The 14,440-nt window shown below is 37.5% G+C and carries 11 protein-coding genes; 3 read left to right on the top strand and 8 right to left on the bottom strand.

Annotated elements, in window-relative coordinates:
- Position 1 precedes the first annotated feature (1 nt).
- On the bottom strand, positions 2 to 1,057 hold the full coding sequence (gene bioB / locus GQR44_RS03755) for a biotin synthase BioB (RefSeq protein ID WP_166369533.1): 1,056 nt from the start codon (positions 1,055 to 1,057) through the stop codon (positions 2 to 4).
- A gap of 121 nt (positions 1,058 to 1,178) precedes the next feature.
- Here bioB and bioA point away from each other — a divergent pair, with 121 nt between their 5' ends.
- The gene (bioA, locus tag GQR44_RS03750) at positions 1,179 to 2,480 is read left to right on the top strand and encodes an adenosylmethionine--8-amino-7-oxononanoate transaminase (protein ID WP_166369399.1); all 1,302 of its coding nucleotides are present in this window, start codon (positions 1,179 to 1,181) and stop codon (positions 2,478 to 2,480) included.
- 278 nt (positions 2,481 to 2,758) lie between these two features.
- Positions 2,759 to 4,159, top strand: a complete 1,401-nt coding sequence (gene asnS / locus GQR44_RS03745) for an asparagine--tRNA ligase (protein ID WP_166369397.1) — start codon at positions 2,759 to 2,761, stop codon at positions 4,157 to 4,159.
- 273 nt (positions 4,160 to 4,432) lie between these two features.
- On the opposite strand, the gene purF is transcribed toward asnS, so the two are convergent.
- From purF to sohB, 7 genes are all read right to left on the bottom strand, one after another.
- Entirely contained in the window at positions 4,433 to 5,947 is a 1,515-nt protein-coding gene (gene purF, locus GQR44_RS03740; protein ID WP_166369395.1) for an amidophosphoribosyltransferase, read from the bottom strand.
- Between the two features lie 88 nt (positions 5,948 to 6,035).
- Entirely contained in the window at positions 6,036 to 6,539 is a 504-nt protein-coding gene (locus GQR44_RS03735; RefSeq protein WP_166369393.1) for a CvpA family protein, read from the bottom strand.
- A 71-nt stretch (positions 6,540 to 6,610) separates the two neighbouring features.
- Positions 6,611 to 7,261: an SPOR domain-containing protein gene (locus tag GQR44_RS03730; RefSeq protein WP_166369391.1), complete on the bottom strand. Its 651-nt coding sequence runs from the start codon at positions 7,259 to 7,261 to the stop codon at positions 6,611 to 6,613.
- Positions 7,262 to 7,264: 3 nt separating this feature from the next.
- The gene (gene folC, locus GQR44_RS03725; RefSeq protein WP_166369389.1) at positions 7,265 to 8,632 is read right to left on the bottom strand and encodes a bifunctional tetrahydrofolate synthase/dihydrofolate synthase; all 1,368 of its coding nucleotides are present in this window, start codon (positions 8,630 to 8,632) and stop codon (positions 7,265 to 7,267) included.
- A 15-nt stretch (positions 8,633 to 8,647) separates the two neighbouring features.
- Entirely contained in the window at positions 8,648 to 9,433 is a 786-nt protein-coding gene (gene truA, locus GQR44_RS03720) for a tRNA pseudouridine(38-40) synthase TruA (RefSeq protein WP_166369387.1), read from the bottom strand.
- 237 nt (positions 9,434 to 9,670) lie between these two features.
- Entirely contained in the window at positions 9,671 to 12,331 is a 2,661-nt protein-coding gene (topA, locus tag GQR44_RS03715) for a type I DNA topoisomerase (protein ID WP_166369385.1), read from the bottom strand.
- 175 nt (positions 12,332 to 12,506) lie between these two features.
- Positions 12,507 to 13,556, bottom strand: coding sequence for a protease SohB (gene sohB, locus GQR44_RS03710; protein WP_166369383.1), 1,050 nt, complete (start codon positions 13,554 to 13,556; stop codon positions 12,507 to 12,509).
- Positions 13,557 to 13,683: 127 nt separating this feature from the next.
- Here sohB and GQR44_RS03705 point away from each other — a divergent pair, with 127 nt between their 5' ends.
- Positions 13,684 to 14,418 carry a YciK family oxidoreductase gene (locus tag GQR44_RS03705; RefSeq protein ID WP_166369381.1) on the top strand — a complete coding sequence of 245 codons (735 nt, stop codon included), beginning with the start codon at positions 13,684 to 13,686 and terminating at the stop codon, positions 14,416 to 14,418.
- Positions 14,419 to 14,440: the final 22 nt, after the last annotated feature.

The raw sequence follows: 14,440 nt of genomic DNA, 5'->3' as shown, positions 1-14,440 counted from the left end.
TTTATACTTTACTGGTTGCATCGTAAAATAATTCATCTTTCTCACTATGACGAATAATAGCGGCATCTACTGTTTTTTCGGTTTCGTAAGGAGATAGGTTTATTTCCTCTTTATTGATACCTAACTTATTAAACAAACGCATATCCGAATTTTCATCGGGGTTTGCTGTGGTTAGTAACTTGCAACCGTAGAAAATAGAATTCGCCCCAGCCATAAAACATAATGCCTGTGTTTGTTCTGACATATCTTCACGGCCCGCTGATAAACGCACATGCGATATAGGCATCAAAATACGTGCGATAGCAATAGTTTTAATAAATTCAAAATCATCAAGATCTTCTACACTATCCAATGGTGTGCCTTTGACTTTCACTAGCTTATTAATCGGTACACTTTCAGGTTGTACGGGTAAATTAGCTAATTGCACTAATAACCCTGAACGATCTTTCCCTTCTTCACCTAAACCAACAATACCCCCGCTACATACTTTCATACCAGCGCTACGTACATTGTCCAAAGTATCTAACCTTTCTTGATAACTACGCGTAGTAATAATTTCACCGTAATATTCAGGTGAAGTATCTAAGTTATGGTTGTAATAATCTAAACCAGCGTTGGAGAGTTGTTGTGCTTGGTTATCATCTAACATACCTAAGGTCATGCAAGACTCTAAGCCTAACGACTTAACTTCTTTAATCATTTCTACAAGATAAGGCATATCGCGTTGCTTTGGGTTTTTCCATGCTGCGCCCATACAAAAACGGGTAGAGCCCGTCGCTTTTGCATCTTTAGCAGCCTTAATTACTTTTTCGACTTCCATTAACGTTTCTTTTTCAAGACCCGTATCATAACGTGCACTTTGCGGACAGTACTTACAATCTTCTGGGCATGCACCGGTTTTGATAGACAATAAAGTACTAACTTGAACTTGGTTATTTGGAAAATGAGCTCGGTGTATTGTTTGTGCTTGAAACATTAAATCCATGAAAGGTAATGCATATAACGCATTCACTTCTGCAACAGACCAATCGTGACGAATTTGTGTTTTATTAACCATGTTATTTGAAATAGCATTGTGCATTGTTATAACCCTGAGCAGAAAAATATTTGGTTAGTTTAATGTTGAAAGTTACACTGTCAACTTTAAAGCTCACTTTTACTTTACATGTGGTCACAAAATGAACGATAAACAGATAAATAAGCAAAAAATCGACTTATCTTATGATAAACAGCATATTTGGCATCCTTATACTTCAATGACATCACCCATTCCTTGTTATCCCGTAGACAGTGCAAGCGGATGTACTATTTCACTAACTTCAGGTGAAGTATTAGTCGATGGCATGTCATCTTGGTGGGCTTGTTTGTTTGGTTATAATGTTAAAGAATTAAACGAAGCCGCTACTCAGCAGCTCGCAAAAATGTCACATGTGATGTTTGGCGGCTTAACTCATCAACCAGCTGTTGACCTTGCAAAAACATTAGTAGAAATAACACCAAAGGGTCTAGAAAAAGTATTCTTTAGCGATTCAGGTAGCGTTGCTGTGGAAGTCGCCATGAAAATGGCACTTCAGTATTGGCAGTCACTCGGGCAAAATAAAACAAAATTTATTGCGCTTAAAAAAGGCTATCACGGTGATACCTTTGCTGCCATGAGTGTGACGGATCCTGACGGTTCGATGCATGAACTATATCAAGATTTTGTTGCTAAGAATTACTTTACTGAGCAGCCTAGTATTAACTTTGAGCAACCTTGGCAACAGAGTGCAATGGATGATCTTTCTACTCTTTTAGCAGAAAATCATCAACACATCGCAGCTTTAATTCTAGAGCCTATTGTCCAAGGTGCTGGTGGCATGCACTTTTATCATCCTAATTACCTCAAAGCAGCAAGGTCTTTATGTGACCAATACGGGGTGCTATTGATTGCCGATGAAATTGCCACGGGGTTTGGTCGAACCGGAAAACTATTTGCCTGTGAACACGCCGATATAAGCCCTGATATTTTATGTTTAGGTAAAGCTATCACAGGTGGATACATGAGTTTTGCTGCAACGCTTGCTACAGAAAAAGTTGCCACAACAATTAGTGAGGGTAAAGCGGGTGTTTTTATGCACGGCCCTACTTTCATGGGGAATGCATTAGCTTGTTCGGTTGCAAACGCTAATCTTAAAAAGCTCTTAAACACAGATTGGCAAAATTTAGTGTTCTCTATTTCTTCGCAATTAAATACTCAGCTTTTATCCTGTGAGCAATTACCAAGTGTTAATAAGGTGCGCGTATTAGGTGCGATCGGTGTGGTTGAATTACACAACGCGGTTGATATGGTTAACATTCAAAAACAGTTTGTAGATTTAGGGGTTTGGATCCGCCCATTTGGTAAGCTTATTTATGTCATGCCACCCTACGTAGCATCCAAGCAGCAAATTAATAAACTATGCGATGCGATTTACCAAGTATGTAAAAAAATCGATGGATAAAAATCGAAAGTAAAAATAAATGAGTAAAATAACATTAGCTTCAACTATTTACTTTACCTTTTATTTTAGTCTTGTATTTATCAACTGAATTAAACCCCACTAACGGAATAAAATCCTGTGGTTAGCGATGCAGGCTATTTAATGCACTTTTATAGGACAATAGTGGCATTAATATAGAATGAGAGACTTGTATCTAAAACTGGCCAAGGTAATATAAGCAGCTATCAATATTTTTAGTATAAAACAGTTAAGACTGTGATTATGGAGCACTATTTAAGATGTCAAAAACACCAATTGTTGATATTTTCAACAGCAAATTTGCATTAGGCAGCCAAGTAACAGTAAAAGGTTGGATCCGAACTCGTCGTGATTCAAAAGCTGGGATCTCTTTTCTAAATATTTATGACGGTTCATGCTTCGATCCAATTCAAGCTGTTGTACCTGCTGAATTAGAAAATTATACTGCCGATGTATTGAATTTATCAGCAGGTTGTAGTGTTGCAGTAACTGGTGAGTTAGTTGAAAGCCCAGGAAAAGGCCAGCAGTTTGAGCTACAAGCAACATCTGTAGTAGTACATGGTTTTGTACAAGACCCAGACACTTACCCAATGTCAGCTAAACGCCATAGTATTGAATATATGCGTGAGCATGCACACCTTCGCCCACGTACTAATATGTTTGGTGCTGTTACACGTGTACGTAACTGTTTATCTCATGCAATTCATAACTTCTTCTATGAGCGTGGATTTAATTGGATCAGCACGCCAATTATTACAGGTAGTGATGCTGAAGGTGCAGGTGAAATGTTCCGAGTTAGTACATTAGACTTAGAAAATTTACCTAAGAATGCTGCAGGTAAAGTAGATTATAAAAATGATTTCTTTGGTAAAGAGACATTTTTGACTGTTTCTGGTCAATTAAATGCTGAAACTTATGCTTGTGCATTAAGTAATGTTTATACTTTTGGTCCAACTTTCCGTGCTGAAAATTCAAATACAACTCGCCACTTAGCTGAATTTTGGATGGTTGAGCCTGAAATCGCTTTTGCTGATTTAGCAGATGCAGCTCAATTAGCAGAAGACATGCTTAAATATGTATTTAACGCGGTATTAACAGAACGCGCTGATGATATGGCCTTCTTTGCAGATCGTGTTGATAAAGACGCTATCAAACGTTTAGAGAAAATGGTGAGCTCTGAATTTGTTCGCATGGACTACACTAACGCAATCGAGATTTTACAAAACTGCGGTAAGCAATTCGAATACCCTGTTGAATGGGGTGTGGATTTACAATCTGAGCATGAACGTTACCTTGCCGAAGAACACGTTGGTGCACCAATCATTCTTCAAAACTACCCTAAAGATATTAAAGCCTTCTACATGAAGTTAAATGCAGATGGTAAAACGGTTGCTGCAATGGATGTATTAGCACCGGGTATTGGTGAAATTATCGGTGGTAGTCAGCGTGAAGAAGATTTAGACGCGCTAGACAAACGTTTCGAAGAAATGGGGTTAGATAAAGAAGAATACAGCTGGTACCGTGATTTACGTAAATACGGCACGGTTCCTCATGCTGGCTTCGGACTTGGTTTTGAGCGTCTAGTGTCATACGTAACGGGAGTTCAAAATATCCGTGACGTTATCGCATTCCCACGTGCACCAGGTAGCGCGGAATTCTAAATACGTCAGTAATTGGCACTAGTAATTATTCTAGTAAAAAATTTAAACCAGCTTAATCGCTGGTTTTTTTATAGCGAAAATAAATCTATTAACAATTTGCCAGTAATATTTACCTACAAACAAGCTATCAATAATCTAATTAAATGCATGTTCAAAGATTACGTAGAGGATAGATAACATAATTTTTAAGATGGATTTTTCATTGAAGCAAATACTAAAAAGCACAGCCGAAGCTGTGCTTTTACATGACTCTAAAACAACTAATCAATAGGATTACGATTCGTTGTACATTTCTAAGTTAGCAATTTCTTCTTTTTGAGTTTGGATTTTCTTCGCATCTTCACTACGTAAACTTGCTAAATAATCAAAATATTCTTTATTGATCCCCGCAGTAACGTACTTACCATCAAATACTGAACACTCAAATTCTTTAATCGATGGGTTTTGTTTACCAACCGCATCTTTTAAATCCTGTAGGTCTTGGAATATTAATTTATCAGTACCAATACAATCGCTGATTTGTTCAACATTACGACCATGTGCAATCAACTCTTCAGGTGTTGGCATATCAATACCATACACATTTGGAAAACGCACTTCTGGTGCAGCTGAAGCAAGGTATACTTTTTTAGCACCGGCTTCTCTTACCATTTCTATGATCTGCTCTGATGTTGTGCCACGTACAATTGAATCATCAACTAATAAAACATTTTTACCTTTAAATTCAGCAGTAATTGGATTTAACTTACGACGTACAGATTTACGACGTTGAGTTTGTCCCGGCATGATAAAGGTACGGCCAATGTAGCGATTTTTTACAAAACCTTGGCGATATGGTAACCCTAATTCAACAGAGATTTCTAATGCGATATCGTTTGAAGTTTCTGGAATAGGAATAACTGCATCAATTTCTAAATCTGACCACTCACGTTTTATTTTTGCACCTAATTTACGGCCCATTTCTAAACGTGCTTCATAAACAGAAACACCATTTAATGTTGAATCTGGGCGTGCAAAATATACATATTCAAAAATACATGGCGTTAACGATGTTTTCTCGGCACATTGCTGGGTGAATAACTTTCTGTTTTCAGTGATGTATACAGCTTCACCCGGTTCAACGTCACGTAAGAATCTGAAACCAATAGTATCAAGACCTACACTTTCAGAAGCAACAATGTACTCAATATCACCTTCATCTGTTTGGCGAGATCCAAGTACTAAAGGACGGATACCATCTGGGTCACGAAAAGCAATTAAACCATGGTCAATGATCAATGCAGTCACTGCATAAGCACCACTGATTTGTTTATGTACTTCTGAAATCGCATTAAAGATATCGTCAGCGGATAAATGATCTGTTTTAGTTTTACCTAATTCAGCAGCCAGTGTATTTAACAACAACTCTGAATCAGAAGTGGTATTAATATGACGACGCGACTTGATTAATGCAGCACGTAATTGCTTGGCATTAGTTAAGTTACCGTTATGTGCTAGAGAAATTCCCCAAGGAGAATTAACGTAGAAAGGTTGTGCTTCAGCAGCGCTAGAGCTACCTGCAGTAGGGTAACGCACGTGGCCAATGCCACTATTACCTTTTAGACGTTGCATATGTTTAGTTTCAAAAACATCTTTAACTAAACCGTTTGCTTTACGTTGTTTGAAGTTACCACCATATGTAGTAACAATCCCCGCTGCGTCTTGCCCGCGGTGTTGCAATACGGTCAATGCATCATAAATACTTTGATTGACAGGAGTTGAACCAACGATACCCACTATTCCACACATAAGTTAAAGCCTTTCTATTTTTGAGAGTGTTCACAAAAAAGTACAAATTAATGTACCTTAAAATTGAGTAACTAATTTAAATCAACCGTTAAATAGTGGTCGATTTAATGTTTTTTAGAAAACTTGACGATCCTTCCAAATGTTCAAAAAACCATTCGATTACAATCCCAAACTCAGGGATTAAAGTAGATTCTTTCCACCACGTGCTGTCATGGAATGAAGTAAAGGAATCAATAAAAAAGAGCACTGCACTGACAATTAAAATGCCACGTATTGCACCAAAAATCACACCTAACAAACGGTCTGTTCCTGATAACCCAGTGACAGCAACAAGGCGATTAATGATGTAATTAATTAAAGCGCCAATTAATAAAACCGCAATAAATAGAATGCCAATAGCAGCAATATTACGTAGTTTATCGTCATTGATTTGAGTTAAGTATTGTGTAACTTCAGGATAAAAATTGCTGGCAACAAAAAATGCAGCAAACCAAGTAACAAGTGAGATGGCTTCTTTGGTGAAACCGCGAACTAAGCTGATTAATGAAGAAAAACCAATTACACCGAGAATGGCGATATCAAACCAATTCATAAGAACCCTAATTTGTAGTAAGTATTAAACGCGCGCATTCTAACAGAGATTTTTTTGAAAGGCTTCAAAAACTAAGGCTCAATCGGTGTAAACGGTACTAATTTTCCGTTTAAACTGGTCAAGTTTTTTAATCTAGGCAATTGACTTTCAAGCTTTTCTTTGGAAACATCTGGACCAACAAATACACGGGTTAATTGCCCGTCCATCACAACTTTTGGAATGGTATGTGCCCTAAATCCAGCTTTATTAAGCTTTTTCAATAAGGCATTAATATTGGCTTTATTTTCAAATGCACCGAGTTGAATAGTCCATGCAGAGTCAGTAAAGTTCACTTTTTCATAACTTGCAACAGCATTACTGTGTTTAGTAGGTGCCGCAGTCTGCTTAGTAGATGCTGTTTCTGTTTCTAAGACAGCAGCTACTTCTTCTACTTTCCATTCTGCATTGTTGGTTTTTTCTTTAACTGACGGAGAATTTTTTTGCTCAACAGTTTTAATAGATTGAGAGACTTTGATGGGTTCGACAACCAATTTAGGATCATTAATGCTCACAGGCTCAGCGAAAGTTTTAGTATGAGGTTGTATTTCTGGTTTGATAGGCATTGCAACAAACTCTTGTTGGTATGATGTTTTTTTACCATCAATCAATGAAGGTAAAAAGATCACCACAAGGGCAACTAAGATGGTGACGCCTACTAAACGGTTTTTAAACTGAGTTGCCACGTTTTACCCTTGCCAATTAGTTAAAATATCAGAAACGGTATGAAAAGAACCGAATACAATAATTATATCAGAAGCTGCTGCACTTTTGACGACTTGATCGACAGCACTCTGTACATTTTTATAACAGGTCACATTATGCCTATTATTGATATTGCTAGTAGTGTCGTTATTAATGTTGCTAGTAGTGTTGCTAACAATGTTGTTAGTAACGTTATTATAATTTTGACTGTGTTGATAAGCTTCTAAAAGTAATGCTGAAGATGCGCCTCTGAAACAATTCAAATCAACAAAACTATAATCTGAAATAAATAAATTAGTTTCTGCTAGCGTAGCACTCATATCTTTATCAGATAACATGCCCACGACAGCATGTACTTTACAATCTTCGCCTTTGTCTGCTTTTAATCGTTGTAATTGTGTCGCTAGATATTGTGCAGATTGCGGGTTATGTGCCACATCAATATAGAAGTCACAAGGATAACCCGATAATGCTTGTAAACGCCCTCCTAACGATGCCGTTTCAACGGATTTAATAAGCTGTTGAGGAGCAATATCTATCGCTAACGTTTCTATCACTGCTATGGCAGTCGAGGCATTTTGCATTGGCATCAATGTTTGTTTAATGGGAGACAATTCTTTTTGCCCATGCCATGACCAATTTTTATCATCAATAACCGAAAAGTTAAAATCTTTACCGGCTAATTTAAGGTCAGCTGAAATGGAAGCCGCATGTTTTAAAATGGAGACTGGAGCATCTAACTCACCACAGATAGCAGGTTTGTGTGATCTAAATACTCCGGCTTTTTCAAAACCGATCACTTCTCTATCACTGCCAAGCCAATCAATATGATCGATACCGATGGTAGTGACTACACTCAAGTCAGATTCAACCATATTGGTTGCGTCTAGACGACCACCTAATCCTACTTCTAATAAAATATAGTCACAGTGCTGCTGTTGAAGTAAGTATAAACAGGCTAATGTAGCATACTCAAAGTAACTTAATGATATATCTAATCGAGCTTGTTCAATAATGGCAAAAGCTTCACAATGAGCTTTATCATCGAGTTCTTTTAGATTAATACGTAATCGTTCGTTGTAACGATGTATGTGTGGAGAACTATAAACGCCAACTTTAAACCCGGCATCAATTAATATTTTTTCTAAATAAGCACAGGTTGTACCTTTACCGTTGGTACCAGCAACCGTGATCACTTTAGCATCGAAATGAATTAAGTTAAGACGTTTACCCACTTCAGTAATACGTGTTAATCCTAATTCTATTGCATTTGGATGTAATTTTTCTAAGTGCGTTAACCATTCACTTAATGTCTCTGAACTGAAAACCGGTTGTATGGTGTTATTAGTCATAATAAATTTGCCACATTAAATATCTAGAAATAAAGGCCCACAAGCAGGTCTCGGTAATTCAAATTTTTCTGGGTAATCTACTTCTACAAGATACAAACCACCGGGCTTTGCTGTTGCAGCCGCTTTTGAACGATCTTTGTAATCGAGTAAAGTATTTAACCAATCAACGGGCTGCTTACCTTGGCCAATTTCAATTAAACTACCCGCAATATTACGCACCATGTGGTGCAGGAAAGCATTTGCTTTAATATCAATAACGATAAAGTTACTACGTCTTGTTACATTTAAATATTCAATGGTACGTACAGGGCTATTTGCTTGGCAATGTAACGCTCTGAACGATGTAAAATCTTGTTCACCAACCAATTGTTGTCCGGCTAAATGCATTTTGTCAGCATCTAAATCACAGTGATAATGGCTTAAGCCTTTACTTAAAATACCAGGACGATAAACACCGTTATAAATAATATAGCGATAGCGTCTCGCCGTTGCGCTAAAGCGGGCATGGAAAGAGTCATCAACTTCTTTTACCCAACGTACTGCAATATCATCGGGCAATTTGGCATTAACACCTAAGGTCCATGCTCCGATCTGGCGGTCTGCATCGGTATCAAAATGCACGACTTGCCCCGTACCGTGAACACCGGCATCGGTTCGACCTGCACAATTGACACTAATCGGGTGATTGGCGATATTGGATAATGCTTTTTCAAGTTCTTCTTGTACAGAATTAACTTCTTTCTGTCTTTGCCAACCGTAATAGTTAGCACCATCATATTCAATACCTAAAGCAATGCGCATTTGAAACCACCCTTTTAAAAAACGCTAGTATATACAAATGTTTAAAAAATTAAACAAGCAAGCATACTGAAGCGAATAACATTCTTACTAGATGATGAAAAAATAAGCACTAAGCTAACGCTATATCTGGAAAAGCAATAATAGGCAGTAAATACTCAGTCACCATTTTAATTAGTTATAAAATTCATCAGATATAAAAATGGCAGCGAAAGCTGCCATTTTTAATTCAAAGAAAAGTTACTTTTTCGCTTTCGCTTTTTTAGCCACTTTCTTCTTAGGTATCTCTTCTACCCATTTATTATCGATATATTTTGCAGTCCAACCTGTTGCCTTTTTATCGATTTCGGTCATCACATATTGTTCTTTATTTTTTCTGCTATAACGAACAATTGCTAAATTTCCATCGGGATCTTGTTGTGGCGCATCAGCTAAATAGTAAAACTTTTCAGAAATTCTATCGCGGAATTTTGCTAATTCAACCACTTTAGGTGCACGTGTTTCTCGCGAACGAGGGAATGTACTCGCGGCTAAAAAGATACCTGCAGCGCCATCACGTAAAATAAAGTAAGCATCACTTTGTTCACATTCTAATTCAGGCAAATGAACCGCATCTTCTTTAGGAGGAGCAACTTCACCACTACGTAGAATTTTACGCGTGTTCTTACATTCCTCATTAGTACAGTCCATATATTTACCAAAACGACCATCTTTAAGCTGCATATCAGAACCACATTTGTCACATTCAACAACTGGGCCGTCATAACCTTTAATTTTGAACTCACCGACTTCAACCGTATGTCCATCACACAATGGATTATTACCACAAACATGCAATTTACGGGTTTCATCAATTAAGTAGCTATCCATCGCGGTATCACATTTAGGACAACGATGTTTTGCCATTAATGCAGCAGTTTCAAGATCTTCTGAACTTAAAATATCTTCAACTTCTTCACCATCAACTAAATTGATGGTTGTTTTACAGCGCTCTTTGGGTGGTAATGCATAACCAGAACATCCTAAAAACACACCGGTACTTGCAGTGCGGATACCCATAGGTCGCCCACAGGTTGGACATGAGACATCATCAATGATCACCGGATCATTAAGACGCATGCCACCTTCTTCTACGGGTAACTCGGCAGTATCAAGTTGAGTGGTTAAGTTTTTATAGAAACGGTCTAACTCTTTATGCCAATCAGCTTTGCCTTCGGCAATGGCATCCAGTTTTTCTTCCATTGCCGCAGTAAAGTCATAGCTCATTAAATCGGTGAAATTTTCTGTTAAGCGATCCGTTACAATTTCACCCATTTTAACCGCAAAGAAACGGCGTTTATCGACTTTTACATAACCACGATCTTGGATAGTAGAAATAATGTTCGCATAAGTTGAAGGTCGACCAATACCTTGCTTTTCAAGCTCTTTTACTAATGCCGCTTCAGAAAAACGCGCTGGCGGTTTAGTAAAATGTTGTAAAGGCTCAAGCTCAACTAATGTTAATACTTCACCCACTTTTAAGTCTGGTAAATTAACTTCATCTGCTTTACTTTTTGTAACAGGTTGAGCTTTTGTCCAACCCGCAAAACGTAATGTACGGCCTTTTGCACGTAATTTGTAATCACCTGCTTCAATGACCAAGGTAGAAGAGTCATAAAGTGCAGGTAACATTTGACATGCAAGGAACTGACGCCAAATTAATTCATATAAACGTTTTGCATCTTTATCGGTTACATCAATCAGCTCAGCACGTTGTAATACATCCGATGGTCGAATGGCTTCATGGGCTTCTTGTGCTCCGGCTTTACTGCTGTAAGAAACAGCCGCTTCCGGTAAATAATTACTACCAAACTCTTTTTCTATAAAATCACGAGCAGAGGCAACCGCATCTTTACTCAAGTTTGTAGAGTCAGTACGCATATAGGTAATGTAACCCGCTTCATACAGACGTTGTGCTAACATCATGGTTTTTTTAACACCAAAACCTAAACGTGTACTCGCTGCTTGTTGCAGTGTAGAAGTAATAAAAGGTGCACTTGCTTTACTTTTAGTTGGTTTATCTTCACGTGCATGTAACGTGAAGGTTGCCTCTTTTAAGGCATCCACAGCAACTGCAGTTTCTTGTTCTGTCACTGGGGCAAATGTTTTATCGTTATGTTTATAAACTTCTAAGCGAAGTTGTGTTTTATCCTGCGCAACTGTTTGTGCATGTAGATCCCAAAATTCAACGGGATTAAACGCCTTAATTAAACGTTCACGTTCAACTAATAGTTTTACTGCAACAGACTGAACGCGTCCGGCAGACAAACCACGTGCTACTTTTTTCCAAAGTAAAGGGGAAACCATAAAACCAACAAGTCGGTCTAAGAAGCGACGTGTTTGTTGTGCATTAACACCATCAATATTTAGTTCAGTTGGATGCTTAAAAGCTTCTTGAATCGCAGATTCGGTTATTTCATTAAAAACAACACGTTGATATTTACTGTCATCGCCACCTAATATTTCTCTTAAGTGCCATGCAATTGCTTCACCCTCTCTATCCAAATCGGTTGCGAGATAGATAGTAGGAGCGTCAGCAGCTAATTTGAGTAACTCATCGACAACTTTTTCTTTACCAGGCAAAATCTCATAATTTGCTTCCCAGTTTTTATTTGGGTTAATGCCCATACGCGTAACGAGTGCAGCTTGCGTTCTTTTCGCTGTTTCTTTTGCTTTTTGCGCGGGTGTTAGGCCAGCTAAAGATTTTTTCTTTTTAGCATCGATTGATTTTTTGGCACTGCCACTTGTTGGTAAATCACGTACGTGACCAACACTTGATTTAACAATAAAATCTTTACCAAGATATTTATTGATTGTTTTTGCTTTGGCAGGTGATTCTACGATAACTAGAGATTTGCTCATATTGCTTTGATACCTAAATAGTCTTGTCTTAGACGGAATGTAAACATGTCCACTGAATTTCTCTTTTTATATAATCCAAACTTTTAACGAATAGCAACCTATTTCTTTCATTTTGTACAATAAAAATAAAAGCCGACTGGTTCATAGTCGGCTTTTGCAATTATTTCAAGGTGAGCTATTTAAACAATCTAGAAATATTAGTATGCATAATTTGTAATAAGCTGGATTCTACAGAGGTTGCGACACTCTTACCTATCTTTTCAGCTAATTTTTTACTTTTTTTGTATTGTACTTGCACAATATGTTTAGATTCGAGCTGTTCGAGTAAATAATCATCACTGGTTTGAATCTTATCGACTAACTCTAAATCCAATGCCTGAGTGCCATACCAATGTTCACCCGTTGCAATTTTATCAATGTTTAATTGCGGGCGATGCTCACTTACAAAGAGTTTAAATAATTGGTGTGTTTCTTCAAGCTCTTGTTTAAATTTTTCACGACCAAGATCATCGTTCTCACCAAACATAGTTAACGTACGTTTGTATTGTCCTGCCGTTAATTGTTCAAATTCAACATCATGTTTTTTAAGTAACTTATTAAAATTTGGAATTTGTGCAATCACTCCAATTGAACCGATGATAGAAAAAGGCGCCGCAATCACTTTATCTGCTACACATGCCATCATATATCCACCACTTGCTGCGACTTTATCTACAGCAATGGTTAATGGAATATTTTTGTCTTTTAAACGTTGTAATTGTGAAGCAGCTAGTCCATAACCATGAACCATACCACCACCACTTTCAAGTCGTACAAAGACTTCATCTTGTTCTGAGGCAACACTCACAATAGCGGTGATTTCCTCTCGCAATGACGCCACTTCTTTTGCATCGATACTACCTTTAAAATCAAGTACATAAAGTTGAGGTTTGATGGTCGTTTTGGTCTCTGATTTTGCTAATGCCTTTTGTTCTTTTTGCTCAGCTTTATGCGCTTTTTTGTCTTCTTTATGTTTTGCTTTTAATTGAGCGGGTGTTAATAATTGCTCGCTGATTGATGTTTTAGTGTCATTAATTTGCTCTGATAAGTCGGTAATTTCCAACTCACCTTTCTTTGCTTTTTGCTTGCTGGTTAAAGCAATAATAGCAATCAAAACAGCCACTATTGTGATCACAAAGGTCACGGCTTTGGCTAAAAATAGCCCATACTGCATTAAATAATCCAAAATAAATCCTCTTTATAAATTAATTGTGCTCATAATGACAAAAAATGTCTCAACCTACAAAAGAGATTGTGAGTTTTTTTTAAAAAAAGCTATCATATTGTTTTTTTTAACAACAAGAGAACAATAAATGGATTATATAGCGCCTGATAATTTATTAGAAAATAAAACTATCCTGATCACCGGTGCAGGTGCAGGTATAGGTAAAACCTTAGCCATCAAATGTGCAGAACTAGGTGCTAACGTTATCCTTTTAGGTAAAACAGTAAGTAAATTAGAAGCTGTTTATGACCAAATTGAAGCATTAAATAAACAATCGGCAGCTATTTTACCTGTGGATTTAAATGGAGCTTCAGAAGAACACTATCGAGATCTTGCCGATACGGTATTACGTGAATATGGAAAACTTGATGCACTTGTTCATAATGCCAGTCAACTAGGTGTATTAAGTCCATTTACGCAAGTTGAAAGTAAAATGTGGGATGAAGTAATGCAAACCAATGTTAATGCTGCGTTCTTAATGACCAAGTATCTGATACCTGTATTGGCAAAAGCTCCACACGCGAGTACTATTTTTACGACATCAAGTGTTGGACTTAAAGGGAGAGCCTACTGGGGCCCTTATAGCGTGTCTAAATTCGCAACTGAAGGCATGATGCAAGTTATCGCTGATGAGTACGAGAATAGCACCTTACGCTTCAATGCGATTAATCCAGGCGCAACAAAAACCGCGATGCGAGCAAGTGCTTATCCCGCTGAAGATGTGAGTTTATTAAAAACACCAGAACAAATATTAAATGTTTATTTATATTTGTTAGGTGATGAAAGTATTGAAGTCACTGGACAACGCTTCAACGCCCAATAAGATTGGTTTTATAGCGTTTTTG

Origin of the sequence: Psychromonas sp. SA13A, assembly GCF_011378715.1 — a bacterium.
In the GTDB taxonomy this organism is placed as follows: Bacteria; Pseudomonadota; Gammaproteobacteria; order Enterobacterales; family Psychromonadaceae; genus Psychromonas.
Note: the sequence above shows the minus strand (reverse complement) of the source record. Positions and strands in the feature narration are given on the sequence as shown.

Coding starts and splice junctions, on each gene's coding strand:
- bioB (WP_166369533.1), bottom strand. CDS start 1,057: ATGGTTAATAAAACACAAATTCGTCACGATTGGTCTGTTGCAGAAGTG.
- bioA (WP_166369399.1), top strand. CDS start 1,179: ATGAACGATAAACAGATAAATAAGCAAAAAATCGACTTATCTTATGAT.
- asnS (WP_166369397.1), top strand. CDS start 2,759: ATGTCAAAAACACCAATTGTTGATATTTTCAACAGCAAATTTGCATTA.
- purF (WP_166369395.1), bottom strand. CDS start 5,947: ATGTGTGGAATAGTGGGTATCGTTGGTTCAACTCCTGTCAATCAAAGT.
- GQR44_RS03735 (WP_166369393.1), bottom strand. CDS start 6,539: ATGAATTGGTTTGATATCGCCATTCTCGGTGTAATTGGTTTTTCTTCA.
- folC (WP_166369389.1), bottom strand. CDS start 8,632: ATGACTAATAACACCATACAACCGGTTTTCAGTTCAGAGACATTAAGT.
- truA (WP_166369387.1), bottom strand. CDS start 9,433: ATGCGCATTGCTTTAGGTATTGAATATGATGGTGCTAACTATTACGGT.
- topA (WP_166369385.1), bottom strand. CDS start 12,331: ATGAGCAAATCTCTAGTTATCGTAGAATCACCTGCCAAAGCAAAAACA.
- GQR44_RS03705 (WP_166369381.1), top strand. CDS start 13,684: ATGGATTATATAGCGCCTGATAATTTATTAGAAAATAAAACTATCCTG.